The organism is Clostridium zeae, from assembly GCF_017312485.1.
In the GTDB taxonomy this organism is placed as follows: domain Bacteria; phylum Bacillota; class Clostridia; order Clostridiales; family Clostridiaceae; genus Clostridium_AR; species Clostridium_AR zeae.
Genome location: NZ_BMBA01000001.1, coordinates 646,563 through 660,081, shown reverse-complemented (window position 1 = coordinate 660,081; position 13,519 = coordinate 646,563). Strand labels below are relative to the sequence as shown.

15 protein-coding genes are annotated in these 13,519 nt (G+C 30.3%); 11 read left to right on the top strand and 4 right to left on the bottom strand.

The window, feature by feature from the left end; translation table 11 throughout:
• Window positions 1-679: 679 nt before the first annotated feature.
• The 3 genes from J3477_RS03055 to J3477_RS03045 are packed head-to-tail and all read right to left on the bottom strand — an operon-like array spanning window position 680 to window position 1,647.
• A complete protein-coding gene (locus tag J3477_RS03055) occupies window positions 680-931 on the bottom strand; it encodes a hypothetical protein (RefSeq protein ID WP_206868096.1) in 252 nt (83 codons plus the stop codon).
• A 9-nt stretch (window positions 932-940) separates the two neighbouring features.
• Window positions 941-1,450, bottom strand: coding sequence for a DUF6773 family protein (locus J3477_RS03050; protein ID WP_206868095.1), 510 nt, complete (start codon window positions 1,448-1,450; stop codon window positions 941-943).
• 2 nt (window positions 1,451-1,452) lie between these two features.
• Complete coding sequence (locus tag J3477_RS03045) at window positions 1,453-1,647, bottom strand: helix-turn-helix transcriptional regulator (protein WP_206868094.1); 195 nt, start codon at window positions 1,645-1,647, stop codon at window positions 1,453-1,455.
• 393 nt (window positions 1,648-2,040) lie between these two features.
• Here J3477_RS03045 and J3477_RS03040 point away from each other — a divergent pair, with 393 nt between their 5' ends.
• The 11 genes from J3477_RS03040 to J3477_RS03000 all read left to right on the top strand — a co-directional run bounded on the left by J3477_RS03040 (window position 2,041) and on the right by J3477_RS03000 (window position 12,374).
• Window positions 2,041-2,658 (top strand): lactate utilization protein, encoded by a 618-nt coding sequence (locus J3477_RS03040; RefSeq protein ID WP_206868093.1) that lies wholly within the window; start codon window positions 2,041-2,043, stop codon window positions 2,656-2,658.
• Window positions 2,659-2,832: 174 nt separating this feature from the next.
• A complete protein-coding gene (locus J3477_RS03035) occupies window positions 2,833-3,705 on the top strand; it encodes an SDR family oxidoreductase (RefSeq protein WP_206868092.1) in 873 nt (290 codons plus the stop codon).
• Window position 3,706: 1 nt separating this feature from the next.
• The gene (locus J3477_RS26220; RefSeq protein WP_284691971.1) at window positions 3,707-3,829 is read left to right on the top strand and encodes a hypothetical protein; all 123 of its coding nucleotides are present in this window, start codon (window positions 3,707-3,709) and stop codon (window positions 3,827-3,829) included.
• A gap of 166 nt (window positions 3,830-3,995) precedes the next feature.
• Window positions 3,996-5,696, top strand: a complete 1,701-nt coding sequence (locus tag J3477_RS03030; RefSeq protein ID WP_206868091.1) for a molecular chaperone HscC — start codon at window positions 3,996-3,998, stop codon at window positions 5,694-5,696.
• Window positions 5,696-7,393: a tetratricopeptide repeat protein gene (locus tag J3477_RS03025; protein ID WP_206868090.1), complete on the top strand. Its 1,698-nt coding sequence runs from the start codon at window positions 5,696-5,698 to the stop codon at window positions 7,391-7,393. The genes J3477_RS03030 and J3477_RS03025 overlap by 1 nt, the downstream gene beginning before the upstream one ends.
• 210 nt (window positions 7,394-7,603) lie before the next feature.
• The gene (locus J3477_RS26215) at window positions 7,604-7,732 is read left to right on the top strand and encodes a hypothetical protein (RefSeq protein ID WP_284691970.1); all 129 of its coding nucleotides are present in this window, start codon (window positions 7,604-7,606) and stop codon (window positions 7,730-7,732) included.
• 104 nt (window positions 7,733-7,836) lie between these two features.
• Entirely contained in the window at window positions 7,837-8,451 is a 615-nt protein-coding gene (locus J3477_RS03020) for a DUF4351 domain-containing protein (RefSeq protein WP_228731192.1), read from the top strand.
• 362 nt (window positions 8,452-8,813) lie between these two features.
• Window positions 8,814-10,046, top strand: coding sequence for a 3'-5' exonuclease (locus J3477_RS26045; protein WP_228731191.1), 1,233 nt, complete (start codon window positions 8,814-8,816; stop codon window positions 10,044-10,046).
• A gap of 723 nt (window positions 10,047-10,769) precedes the next feature.
• Window positions 10,770-11,042, top strand: coding sequence for a hypothetical protein (locus tag J3477_RS03010; RefSeq protein WP_206868089.1), 273 nt, complete (start codon window positions 10,770-10,772; stop codon window positions 11,040-11,042).
• A 31-nt stretch (window positions 11,043-11,073) separates the two neighbouring features.
• Window positions 11,074-11,505, top strand: a complete 432-nt coding sequence (locus J3477_RS03005; RefSeq protein WP_206868088.1) for a biotin/lipoyl-containing protein — start codon at window positions 11,074-11,076, stop codon at window positions 11,503-11,505.
• Window positions 11,506-11,573: 68 nt separating this feature from the next.
• The gene (locus J3477_RS03000) at window positions 11,574-12,374 is read left to right on the top strand and encodes a hypothetical protein (RefSeq protein ID WP_206868087.1); all 801 of its coding nucleotides are present in this window, start codon (window positions 11,574-11,576) and stop codon (window positions 12,372-12,374) included.
• Window positions 12,375-12,411: 37 nt separating this feature from the next.
• Here J3477_RS03000 and J3477_RS02995 read toward each other — a convergent pair whose 3' ends face one another.
• Entirely contained in the window at window positions 12,412-13,458 is a 1,047-nt protein-coding gene (locus J3477_RS02995; RefSeq protein ID WP_206868086.1) for a beta family protein, read from the bottom strand.
• Window positions 13,459-13,519: the final 61 nt, after the last annotated feature.

Genomic DNA, 13,519 nt, shown 5'->3' with positions numbered 1-13,519 from the left:
TAAGTAATTCAGAATAATCATCAATCCTATCTTAGAAAGTTAATTAGTTTTAAATAATCCAAAATAGATCAAACCCGCATGTTTCCTATATATTTATATGATTTTTTGATTTTATAATTATATGATTAAATGTTTTTATGATTATATGAATTTTTAATTTTATAATTTTATTAAAACCAAAAGCATACATAGAGGTGCGTAAATCAAATCTATGTATGCTCACTTTAAGTTATATAGCACATTCCTAATGATACTTACGATTAAGAATTTTTAAAATTTGATTTTAGTTTGGTTCTAGCTGCTTCAATGAAAGCTATTCTATTAGTAGTGAGATTTGTTGAAAAAAGTAATCTTCTTTTGTATTGATTGCTTTAGGGAGGTACCAAAGCTGAACTCTAAAGAAAGTGGGGCGTCATCAATGAAAACTGCATACTTAACAATATCGTTTGTTTTTGCATAGAGTACTTCTTTAATGGTAAATGGTTCGTAACGTCTTATAGTATTACCTAGAATTTATGAATTCATCATCTACACCCTTTCTATAGTTATAATAGTAACAAGCATAATAGAAATCCTCCAATAACTGAGGCATCACCTGCAGCTAGTAATTCTATTTCTGGACCATCCGTCTCAGCAATTTCTGATAAAATGACCCAAGCGGCTTGTTCTGATATCTTTACTAAAGCTTAGTTTTTATTGGTATCTTGTTTAGCAGATGAATAACCACGAATACAACTATCATAATATGAAAAAGCACAGCTTCCCAGGTAATTGAGTGTAAATCCTTTGTTATTTCAAATTTAACTAGCATCTCAACTAAAAAGATTACTACTCCTATGATAAGGGTTATAAGGGAAGAACTCCCTACTACGTCTATAGTTCTTTCATCACTACCATTTGCATAATTCTTTAACTTCTTTTTAAAATTCATAATAACCTCCTAATTATCTGGATTATCATTCCATTTGTTGTATTTTTTAATTTTTCTCTCTTTCAATAAAGTATCTAAAATAAAGAAAGGAATAAAGTATAGTATAATTTTAAAAAATTGACTTACAAAGAATTCTAGGTTAAAGATTATATCTTGTTTTTTTGTTAGGTAATCCATTACTACAGAAAACGCTGTAAAGCTAATAGAATATACAAAAGAGTCTTTTGCATAGATCAACAGCCTTTTGTGCTTTGCTTGTTTTGTATTTTCGGCACTCAGCAGTTCACCATTATTTTTTCTTGGTAGTGTTGGTGAATAGCTTCTGTGAAATCTTTGCACTATAAGAAAAGTGAAGATGACAGAAAGGAAAATTATAAACTCGCCTAGTATACTTGAGATATCTTTGGTTACCATAAGCTTTATTATCATCTCCAAGGTGCATATCACATAAAAAAGTCCTAATACCCCTGTCGCTGTTTCTTCTAATTTTCTTTTACTTCTTTCATCAATATTTAGCATCGTCATTCCTCCCAAAAAAGATCATTTAAGGTCTTGCCAAGAGCTTTGCATATTGCTACAGCAAGCTTTAGTGTAGGGTTATAGTTGCCAGATTCAATCATACTAATGGTCTGTCTAGTAGCACCTACAGCTTTAGCTAATTCATCCTGAGACATATCACTTTCAACTCTAGCCATTTTTAATTTTATATTTTTCATGTAAACTACAACCTTTCGTTCCATATTATGTATATATAGTATAATATGTTTTGCAATATGTCAAATATATTTTACATAATGCAAAATAAATGGGACAAGAAGTTTAATGTAGGGTCAATTGAATCGTGAGATGCTATTTTATAAATTGAAAAGCAATCTTTGAAAGTTACAATTGAATATTTGTAAACGAAATGCCATTTTTGTATTTGAAATGCAGGTTTTGCATACGAAACGCGGTTTGGCGCTTTTTATCTAAGCTAAAGATGTTCTCATTAGTATGGAAAAGCATTAGTAAAAGATATTATACAGTACACTTAGTTAAATGGTATAATTTTCATGTATGAAATAATCAGTGTATTTTATAATCAAGTATAAGGTGGATTGAGGATATAGATGAATATTGAGAACATTAATAAATTGAAGGAAAGCTTTAAACTTAGAAATATAGAGGTTCAGTATTTTGAAACCTTAGAGAATGTTAAGGCATATATATTAAATACTGTACCTATTGAATGTACTGTTGGAATAGGGCATTCAGCTACCCTTGGGAAGATGGATATTACAGATGCTTTATTAAAAAGGGGTAATATTGTATACGATAAAGAGCTTGGTAAGGATAAAGAACAGTGTAAGTCCTTAAAGAAGAAGGCGCTGCGTTCTGATTGGTATATCACTGGTTCCAATGCGGTGTCTCTTGATGGAAGAATCGTTAATGTAGACCATAGTGGCAATAGAGTAGCTGCAATTAACTATGGACCAGACAAAGTAATAATTGTTGTTGGAAGAAATAAAGTTGTAGATACCTTAGAGGAAGCAATAAAAAGAGTAAAAAATATAGCTTGCCCACAAAATGCCAAAAGAGCAGGGTTCAACCCTCCCTGTGTAACCTTAAATAGGTGTGTTGATTGCCTGTCAAAGGAAAGAGTGTGTAATAGCCTATCAATAATAGAAGGTCAATCTGATAAAAATAGAATGAAATTATATATAGTTAATGAAGAATGTGGTTTTTAAGGAGTTCTTGTTTAGAAACTTAATTTATACATGTTGGAAACCAATTACTATGAATTTAGTATGTATAAATTAGTAGCTCAGCTAGGAACTCTATAACATATTTGAAAATAATAAATTAAGATGATAAAAAATGGACAAAGTATATATTATAAAAAGATAAAGTGAGGATTATACATGGATAAAATACTAATTACTGGAGCAGAGGGCTTTTTTGCGTCTAGATTTATTCGATATTATAAAGACAAATATAACATAATTGCTCTAAACCATAAGGATTTAGATATCTGTGACCAAGAAAAAACTATAGAAAAAATTATTAATGTTAAGCCAAAATATCTTATTCATTCCGCAGCAATATCTGATACAGGTAAATGTGAAAGCAATCCTGAATTATCTTACGATGTAAATGTTACTGGTACAATTAATATCGCTAAAGGCTGTGCTGCTACAGGGACAAAGTTAATATATTTAAGTTCAGATCAGATATACAATGGCAATGCTGAAGCCGGCCCATATAAGGAAGAATGTGTAGCAGTGCCCAATACGGTTTATGGTAGACACAAGCTTGAAGCTGAAAATGCTATATGTGGCATTGTGGAGGACCCAGTTATATTAAGACTTACCTGGTTATTTAGTTTACCAGAAAGAAAGGTTAAGATAAATTCTAATATAATTTGGAATCTAGTAAAAGCTGCACTGAAGAGCGAACAAATAACTCTTCCTGCAAATGAGTATAGAGGAATAACTTATGTTTATGATCTAATATGTAATTTTCATAAGCTTCTAAATCTGCCAAAGGGGATATACAATACTGGAAGCGAAAATAACCTAAGTACATATGAAGTTGGAAAAGTGATTTTAGAAAATATAGGTCTAGGTCATAGGATAGAGGAGCTTTTGATAAAAGATACAGAAAGGTATAAGGAAAACAGTAGAGATCTGAGGATATGTAATAATAAGCTTAGAGAGAAAGGTATATGCTTCACAAATACTGAAGAAGCAGTTAGTAGATGCCTTAGTGATTTTTTACTTAATATAAAAGGATAATATGGTGAATAAAGATAAAGTTATGTTCAAGAAGCTAAACTCATTAGTTGAAGAATTTATAAGACAAAGGGCAGAGGGAAGTAAATTTGGAAAAATAGAAAACAGAGCTTTCAATTGGAACTAAGAGTGCATTATTTACTAATTTATACATAGGTGGAGCGTTTTTAAAAAATATGTTACAATATGTATATTATAGTCTAAAGTGGTGATTTTGATAGAAATTATAGTTTAGACGAAAAATTAGTTAGAAATAATGGGAATATATTAGGGAATTGGAAGGGGAAGATTTTATGCCTGCAATAGGAATTGACTTGGGTACAACAAATAGTCTTGTAGCTTATTGGACTGAGGATGGGCCTAGAATAATACCAAATATACATGGGTCAAACCTTACACCATCTGTGGTTGGGGTTGATGATAATAATGAAATAGTTATAGGGGCAGTTGCGAAGGAGAGACTCATAACTCATCCGCATATGACTTCATCTGTATTTAAACGCTATATGGGAACAAATAAAGAGTACAAGCTTGGTAAATACTCATTTACACCAGTGGAATTATCTTCATTTATATTAAGAGCTTTAAAAGAGGATGCAGAAGCTTTTTTAGGAGAAGAAGTGAAGGAAGCAGTTATAAGTATACCTGCTTATTTTAATGATACCCAAAGAAAGGCAACAAAACAGGCAGCAGAGCTTGCGGGCCTTAAGGTAGAAAGGCTTATTAGTGAACCTACTGCAGCAGCTATAGCCTATGGGCTTCATCAAGAAGAAGAGGAAACTCAATTTATAGTTTTTGACTTAGGTGGAGGAACCTTTGATGTATCTATATTAGAATTATTTGAAGGGGTAATGGAAGTTAGATCTATATCAGGGGATAACTTTTTAGGGGGAGAGGACTTCACAAATCTATTAGTGTCTTATTTCGTAGATAGTGAAAAGCTTGAAGTGGAAGCCTTAAGTTCGATGGAAAAATCTGCACTTTATAAACAGGCGGAGATTTGCAAGAGAGCAATTGGTGAAAGCAATTCTGGAACTATGACTTTTACTTTGGGGGATAAAACCTATGAAAGAGTTATAAATAAAGATGAATTTGATAAATTAGCAACTCAGCTATTATTTAGATTTAGAAACCCTATTGAACGTGCTTTAAGGGATGCTGAACTTAGTCCTAGCGAAATGGATGCGGTAATTCTTATAGGTGGAGCAACTAGAATGCCTATAATAAAATCAGTGGTTAGTAAGATGTTTGGAAAGCTTCCATATACAAATATAAATCCTGATGAAGCGGTTGCTTTGGGTGCTGCAATTCAGGTTGCCTTAATGGAGAGAAATGAAGCTTTAAAAGAAATGGTATTAACTGATGTTTGTCCATACACTCTTGGAGTAGAAACTAGTGCTAGACATAGTGATGGAACTATAGAATCAGGATATTTTCTCCCAATCATAGAGAGGAACACAACTATCCCTGTTAGCCGAGTAAAATCTCTTGTTACCATAGCGGATAATCAATCCATAATGAGGATATCTGTTTATCAAGGTGAAGGCCGTAAGACTAACGAAAATCTATGGCTTGGAGAATTTGAGATAAATCTTCCCAAAGGTCCAGCAGGAAAAGAAGAGGTTGATTTAAGATATACCTATGATATCAATGGTCTTCTAGAAGTAGAAGCAAAGGTATTGTCCAGTGGTGAAGTTAGAAGTGTAGTTATTGAGAAAAATAAAGGAAGCATGACAAAGAAAGAAATTGAAGAGAGATTAAAAACCTTGAAGGATATAAAAATCCACCCTAGAGATAAAATGGAGAATAAACTGCTACTTGCAAAAGGGGAGAGGTTATATCAAGAATCTTTAGGAGATAAACGTCAATATATAGCAAACTTGCTTAAAGATTTTGATGGAATTTTAGCAAGTCAGGATGATAAAGCTATAAAAAAAGCAGCAAAGGAATTAGAAGAAAAATTAAACCAACTGGAAGGGTGGTTTGATTATTAATGAGCATGTGGCAGGTGCTTGAAATCGAACCTACTGGGGAAGTCAAGGAAATAAAGAGAGCTTATGCAAGGAAATTAAAAAGAACTAATCCAGAAGATGATCCAGAAGGATTTCAAGTTCTTAAAGAAGCATATGATAGTTGCTTAAGATATGCTAAAAGTTATAAGAAGAATATAGAATATAATGATTTATCCTTAAATGATAAAGCTTTAGATCTTGTTCATTCTGAAGAAGAATTCAATGAAAATGACAATGGTGATATTTATAAAGAAAGCAATAATCAAAGATTAATTGATTTAAAAATTGCAAATAATGAGGATAACTTAGACGATTATAACTATAAGACACCTCCTCGCATCAATATAAAAGATGAGGAAGTTAAGCTTGAAGTTAATTTTAGTGTGCAAATTGATGCGTTCTTTGAAAAGGTACAAGCTTTATATGACGATTTCTTTAAGCGTATTGATTTAAAGTATTGGAAAGAACTTTTAAGTGATGAAGTAATGTGGAAATTCGAACTTAGGAACCAAATTTGTACGAGAATGGCAGACTTTTTAATAGAGAATTACTGCCTGCCAAGAGATATATTTAAGTTACTTAGTCAGAGCTTTCAAATCAATGAAGAAAAATGGCATACTCATTATGATTATCCAATTGAGATAGTAAACTACATATTTTTACAGTTAAGTAATGAGGATAGAATTACGAGATATAACTTTTTGGATGAGAATGCAGATGTTGATTATGGTAAATACGTAAAATATAGAGAAGATGCTTTTATTGCATTAATGAACAATGAATTAGGCAATGCAAGGAAGTTCATTGTGCTTGCAGAAGAGATATATGATAAAGACCCATATTTAAAATCCATGAATAGTGAATATTATATTAGAATTAATGATGATAGCACCGCTCGTGATAACTTTAATGTAGCGATAGGATTATCAAAAAATGACATGGCAATATACTTATATCAAGCAAAGACCTATACTTATGCTAATAAAATCGATAAAGCTATAGAAGTTTATAAATTCTTAGTGAGTCGCAATCCAAAGGATTTAGGAGTAAAGGAACTGTTAGGGAAAAGGTATATTGAGAATTCAGATTTTGTTAATGCAAGTAAAGTCTTTAGAGAGATTTTAAAAGTAAAACCAGAAGATGGAGTTGCTAGAGATTATCTAACTAGAATATTTTATTATGCAAAAAATCAAGAAAATTCTAAAAATCTAAGCCGTGATTTAAAGGAAGAATGCAAAAACATAAAGAAAGCTTTAAGGACAAGAAAAATACAGAGTGATTTAAAGGTCAGAAAAATAGAGAAAGATTTAAAGACAATAGAGGTAGAGAAAGATTTAAAGATAAAAAACGTTAATGTTAAATCAGAAAAAGAATCTACAAATGGACGATTTTCATATCGCCTATTTGGATATTTTGCTTTAATAGTTGCAATTGGAAAGGCTCTATCAGTTATTGGAAAAAATGCATCATCTTCTACTACCGTAGATATAATATTATTACTAATGTTAGCAGGTATTATGCATAGTTGCTTTAAGTATTTCAAAAAGGCAAGATCAAGAAATGTACAAGGCATAAAAAGATTCTTTTATATATTTTTAAATATAGTTGTAGTAATAGTAGCATTAATGGATTTGTTGCTTATAATAATGGATGTGCTTGATTTAATGGGCTTACTTTAAATATATAATACTTCAAGCCTTTGAAAGCAAATGATTAAAAAGCCAATCTGGTGATTTTTTACTGTAATGAAAAGAGGGAAAAATTTAAGCTATAAAAAGTATATATAAATTAGAAAATAGTTTTATATAGATATGCGAACTTTTGTTCGTATATTTTTCTTTCTACTGGGAATAATATCATATATAAAGCAGTGGAAAGGAAGGCACAGTATGGATTATAATAAAATTGAAGATGCAGTCTTCAAAAAGGCTATGGAATTCTTTAAAGATAATGCAGTGGAATTCTTTGGCATTGATACAAAAATAGCTGCTCCTGCAGAAACAGAGATAAAAACGTAGATATTAAAACTAATTACACAGACTATCTATTTTACACGGAAGATGATAATTATCTTCATTTTGAATTTCAAACTACAGACAAAAAGGAAGATATAAAGCGGTTTTTGTATTACGATGCTTCATTATTTTATAAGGATAGGCGCAAAATAAGAACAGTGGTTATATATTCAGCAGATATTGAAGATGCTGAAATACATATTGATGCAGGAAGTATTAACTATAACATTGAAGCTTTTTATATGAAAAATTTAAATGGTGATGAAAAGCTTGAAATGCTAAAAAATAAAATTAGAAATAATGAAAAGTTAACAAGTGACGATATATTAACACTGAGTTTTATTCCGCTAATGAGTAGTAAGATTAGTAAAAGTGAAAGAACTCTAGAAGGAATAGAACTAGCAAACTCAATTGAAGATAGTGAAGTTAAACTAAAATGCTTAACTTTGTTGTATGCTTTGTTCGATAAATTTGGAGATCAAATATCTAAAAAGAGATTTAAGGAGGTATTTAGCGTGACAGAAATAGGAAAAATGATAAGAGATGATGGAAAAAGTGAAGGAAAAACTGAAATTCTCATAAAACAATTAAACAAGAGGTTTAATAAACTTCCTCAAGAATATGAGGAAAAGATAAAGAATCTACCTTCAGAAAAAATAGAGCTAATAGCTACTGATATATTTGATTTGGAAAAAGTAGAGGATTTAGAAAAGTATTTTTAAAAAGGTAAGTGCTATTTTTATAAGAGTCTATAATATAGGGTCTTATTTTTACCATTTAGGAATATCCAAGGAATGTAAAGGTTTTGTTAATGATAATGAAAGTAAGCTTGTTTTTTCGTGAAAAATAAAGATCATTAGTGGGAAGATCACTGAGGTAATACTAGGTAGGAATAGAAACAATGTTAATTTGATATGTGGTGACTTGTACCATATAATAAGAATAACGAAAATTAAAGATGCTTAAGAATTAAAAGGTTCCATTACGAAAATTAAAGTTATGTATGTAGAAAATTATGCACCTATGAATTTTAGACATGCATAACTTAGTAGTTGAAGTTGGAAGCCTATAAAGGAGAAAATATATGATAGAAACTAAAAGAGAATGGAAGACCTTTGAATCCATAGAGGAAGAAATTGAGAAACTGAAAGAATGGCATTTAATATCTCCAAAAGCTACAGAAGTAAAGGCCTTTTATTATAAAGGGGCTTATACAGACAAGCATATAGAATGCAAGGTTGCTGGATATGTAGATGATAATGAACTAGTGCTTTATGTAGATGGAAAGCTTCATAGTATTCATCCAGATTATTTTTTGGACATGCAGAAAAAAGACTTTTCATTATATGGTTCAATTGAAGGACAAGAGTTAGATGAAAATAAACAACATAAAAAAGCAGATGAGAGTATGTTGAGTAATAAAAAAGTAGATAAAAAAACATATGAAAATAAGAGTGATAATAAAAAAGCGGAGAAAAAAGAGCGATTTATAATAGTTGATATAGAAACCCCTCATAGCTTTTCTCCAAAAGACGGAATAAGGGAAGTAGCAGCTACAGTTGTTGAGGATTATGAAATTATAGATAAGCTACATTTAGCTATTATTACTGATGAAGAAGAATATAAAAAAGGTTATGGCGCAGGCCTTGAGAATATTGAGAAAAACGAAGCTTTAAGAGAAGAATTCAAAAACTTCCTTCTTAAATATAAGTATCCGCTAGTAGCTCATAATGCTAGTTTTGATAAAAGCTTTCTTGATTTCTGGAACTGGATAGATAAAGAGCAAGTATTTTATTGTAGTATGAATACAATAAAAAAGATGGAAAAGTTAGAGAGTTATAAGTTAAAGGATTTATTAGAATATTATGGCATAAAAGATGATCAAGAACATACTGCAATGCAAGATGTACTAGATTTATTAGAATTACTTAAAAAGTTAAAGCCTAAGAAGTGGAGCAAGTTAGGTGGAAACACTAGTGTTAGTGAAACAAAACCTAAAAGAAGTTACATGTTTGATAAGGAAGAAAGAGAAGAGAATAAAGCAAGGTTAGAACGAGCTAAGGAAAACATCGTAGAAGATATATTACATAGCAAAAACATAGTATTTACGGGTGAGACCGTGAAAGATAGGGTAGAGCTTTCAGAACTCGCTATTATGTATGGAGGAAATGTCAAAAGCGGTGTAAGCAAAAAGACCAACCTTGTAGTTGTAGGTGAGAATCCAGGAAGTAAACTCAGTAAAGCACAGGAGCTTGGAATTGAAGTGCTATCTGAGGAGGAGTTTTTAGAATTGTTAGAAAAGAGAACTGTTATATAACTGAAATGCTTAACTTTGTTGTATGCATTGTTTGATAAATTGGGAAATTAAATAAATAGCTACTAATATATTTGATTTGGGAAAAGTAAAGTATTAAAAAATATATATATTTGATTTTTATAAGAGTATAAGATTGAGTAATTTTTAAATCTTATACTCTTATTATTTTTAACCGCGTAGCAATATAAAGAAGATAGCATAGGATAATACTCTCTAAAAAGGTCTCTATCTAGCATTATGAATTTCAGTAGACATTTTAACTACATTATCTTGTGAATTCTAGAAACAGTATATATAACCGAAGTTACACTGAAGTGTTGGTGCAATTGTTAGATCAAGAGTTTCATTATTAAATCGGCTTATTATGTGTGCAAACCTTATATTTGTGACTTTTTGCGGAGGTAATGCTGCAAAAAATAACTAAAAAGTATGATGTTAGTACAGATATTTATAAAAAATAAGATAAAATAACAAAGTGAAGCATTTACAGTTAAAGGGAAAAGTGATAATATTTTATATAATTACTAGAAAAATATGTATTATTTTAATCGAATTTCCATATAAAGCATAAGGTGTAGTGCTAATAAGTATTTTGACTGGATAGAATAAAGAATAGATTATTTAGCAATAATACCAGTAATATCAATAGGAACAGCTGATAATGCTTTAGTTGGACAAAGTGTGGGGGAAGAAAATTTTCATAGAATAGAGGAATGGATAATTATGAGTAGGATTTCAGAATCTTTATGTATAAACATTGCTGGCTTGGTTTGCGATATATATAAAGGAATTAATAACTTGATTGACTATGACAACTATGCCATATTTGGTCACAGTATGAAAACCCCAAAAGAAGTATTTGAGAATAAGGATTTATTCAAGTTCTTTTTACCAATTTTGAGAGCGGACTTTCAAGTAGTGGACGCTTATAAATATCTAGGACTTAATAGTAAGCTAGATGTAGATGTTTCAATAATAAATGGAAATATACTATAAAGTATAAATGAATGATGGAATAAAGTGTGTTATGGGAAATAATAATTTGGATAAAAATAAATTAATTGAGCTAATCACTTTAGCACAGGAATCTAATTTAAAGGAATTTTATTACGAAAATAAAAGTTTAAAGCTGAATTTTAAATTTGAAGCTGAAATAATATACAAAAGTATAAGTGATACAAAAATATTAAAAAATGAAAAAATAGTTAATGAAGTATTTGAAAAAATTATTATAAAATCTGAGTATGTTGCTAGAATAAAATTAGTAGATTCTAACAATCACTTCTTTGTTAAGGTTGGAGATTATGTAAAGAAAGATGCTAAAATTGCAGAATATGAATACCTAAATGTAATTATAGATTTGAAGGCCCCTTGTGATGGGATCATTAAAGAGCTATTAGTAGAACATAATCATATGATTGATTTTAATAAAAACCTAATTGTGATGGATAGGTTATAATACAATCACATTATGGATCAACTACTTCATAGTTAATAATAGATAAAATAGGGAAGAAGGACAAATTTATGTTCAATATAGAAGCTATAGCAGAATATTTGCTGCCACTTGCTTTAAAGCTTGAGGAACTGTTTAGGTGGGATACTCCAAAGGATAAGGATATTGTTTTATTAAAAGAAAAGGGTATAATAAGTTCCGAACAATGCCAGAAGTTACAGCAGATAGAAAGTAGTTATGAGAAAAATGTTGCAGTAAAATTAATGCTATCTTCTGCTTTAAATAAGCTTGCTTTAATTGAAGATAGAAAGCTAGTCTACAAATGGATAGTATCTAACTGGGGTGGGATAAACTCAATTAATGTTGAGAAGCTAAACTCTTCAGTAGAGGAATTTCTAAAGCAAAAAGCAGAAGGTAGTAAATATGGAAAAATAGAAAGTAGAGCAAGTGTAACAAAGGTTTTAAGCTTTATTGATCCTGAAAAATACATTATTTATGATACAAGAGTAGCCTATTCTATTAACTGGATACTTCTAAAAACTAATGCTTCTGAGATGTTCTTTCCTATGTCAGAGGGTAGAAACTCAAAGCTTAAAGGAGTAAATATTGAAACTCTAATAAGACTGTCTAGAGCTAGCGAGTATTTAGATAATTTAAATGATAAAAAGGTAATGAGTAAAGTAGATAAGAAAGTATTTATAGATGATACCTTAGCCTATCCCATGCTTTGTGATCTGATAGCTGATATTAATGATAAACTTTGGAGTGATGAAAGAAGGAAGTATCCTTTCTATACAGAAATGTTGTTGTTTGCGATAGCGGATAATATTATTTTTGAGGATATTTTGGAAACTTGCTGTATAAAATTTTAGAGGAGCTGAAGGAGTGCCTTCAGCTCCAATTTATATTCTATAAAACCTCATCCATAGATCTTAAATAGTGACATATAGTTAGGGTTTTCCATCTAGGTGCATAATTGATTTTCACTTTTCCACTTAACATTCTATCAATTAAGATGCAGCCATAACAGGAGTTCTTATGTTTTTTAGGAATGCTTGACCAATAAGATGAAAAAGTGAATTTAGGTAATACCATGGTTTCAAAGGATCTAACTTTTCTGTATAGTCCCTTAAATCCAATGTAATTGTTTGATAATGCAGAGTAGTGGATATATGCTGGGCTTGATACAGGAATGTTTTCTAAATTTGAAACCTTTATACCTGCATAGTCACCAAAAGCATCAAATTTATATTTTGGACTGCGATATGAAGTTATAAGATCAGTACTAGCGTCCTGTATAATCTGATTATCTATCAGTTTAGTGTTTGTTAATTTATCTGGAAGTGCTGAGTGTAGTATTACAGTGGTACAACCGATGTTGTTTTTTAACGTATTTATTTCAGAATATAAAGGGAGTAGCGATGGACTATTATGCTTTTGCTGAAAAATATCAAGTAAAATAATATCTTGAGGCTTCAATACTGTTTTTAATTCATCAATTATTGACCTGTTATAAGGAGCAAAAATTCTAAATGCAAGTTTCTTATACGTAGGTCTTAATAATTTCACTTGATCTAAAATAAGTTTTTTAATATAAGTAGTATTAGGATTATAGGATATTACAGGTACTAATCTTCCAGGACAAATATTTGATAACAAATTTAAATAAGCACATCTCGTAATCTGATTTTGATAAATTGGATCAAGAAATTCATTAACGGATAGTTTTGTTCTCTTAGATAATTTAATATACATAGGAATGTCAACAAAAAAAGGATTGTTCATATTATTAAATAACTGCTTACTAAAGGTTTTAAAATCTAATTTTGAATTCTCTCGAGGTTTATCTGATACTAACTCTATTAGTGGCATTATTTTAGCTGATGTTTTTTGATATTTCAGCGCATCTCTCTCTGCTGTTAAATTTCTTAGAATAGGTACATATTTGAAAGTCATAGCATTTCCTTACATAATTATTTCCTTAATGTAATATGCAACTTAAATCATAAATATGCTA

Coding starts and splice junctions, on each gene's coding strand:
- J3477_RS03055 (WP_206868096.1), bottom strand. CDS start 931: ATGAATTTTAAAAAGAAGTTAAAGAATTATGCAAATGGTAGTGATGAA.
- J3477_RS03050 (WP_206868095.1), bottom strand. CDS start 1,450: ATGCTAAATATTGATGAAAGAAGTAAAAGAAAATTAGAAGAAACAGCG.
- J3477_RS03045 (WP_206868094.1), bottom strand. CDS start 1,647: ATGAAAAATATAAAATTAAAAATGGCTAGAGTTGAAAGTGATATGTCT.
- J3477_RS03040 (WP_206868093.1), top strand. CDS start 2,041: ATGAATATTGAGAACATTAATAAATTGAAGGAAAGCTTTAAACTTAGA.
- J3477_RS03035 (WP_206868092.1), top strand. CDS start 2,833: ATGGATAAAATACTAATTACTGGAGCAGAGGGCTTTTTTGCGTCTAGA.
- J3477_RS26220 (WP_284691971.1), top strand. CDS start 3,707: ATGGTGAATAAAGATAAAGTTATGTTCAAGAAGCTAAACTCATTAGTT.
- J3477_RS03030 (WP_206868091.1), top strand. CDS start 3,996: ATGCCTGCAATAGGAATTGACTTGGGTACAACAAATAGTCTTGTAGCT.
- J3477_RS03025 (WP_206868090.1), top strand. CDS start 5,696: ATGAGCATGTGGCAGGTGCTTGAAATCGAACCTACTGGGGAAGTCAAG.
- J3477_RS26215 (WP_284691970.1), top strand. CDS start 7,604: ATGGATTATAATAAAATTGAAGATGCAGTCTTCAAAAAGGCTATGGAA.
- J3477_RS26045 (WP_228731191.1), top strand. CDS start 8,814: ATGATAGAAACTAAAAGAGAATGGAAGACCTTTGAATCCATAGAGGAA.
- J3477_RS03010 (WP_206868089.1), top strand. CDS start 10,770: ATGAGTAGGATTTCAGAATCTTTATGTATAAACATTGCTGGCTTGGTT.
- J3477_RS03005 (WP_206868088.1), top strand. CDS start 11,074: ATGGGAAATAATAATTTGGATAAAAATAAATTAATTGAGCTAATCACT.
- J3477_RS03000 (WP_206868087.1), top strand. CDS start 11,574: ATGTTCAATATAGAAGCTATAGCAGAATATTTGCTGCCACTTGCTTTA.
- J3477_RS02995 (WP_206868086.1), bottom strand. CDS start 13,458: ATGACTTTCAAATATGTACCTATTCTAAGAAATTTAACAGCAGAGAGA.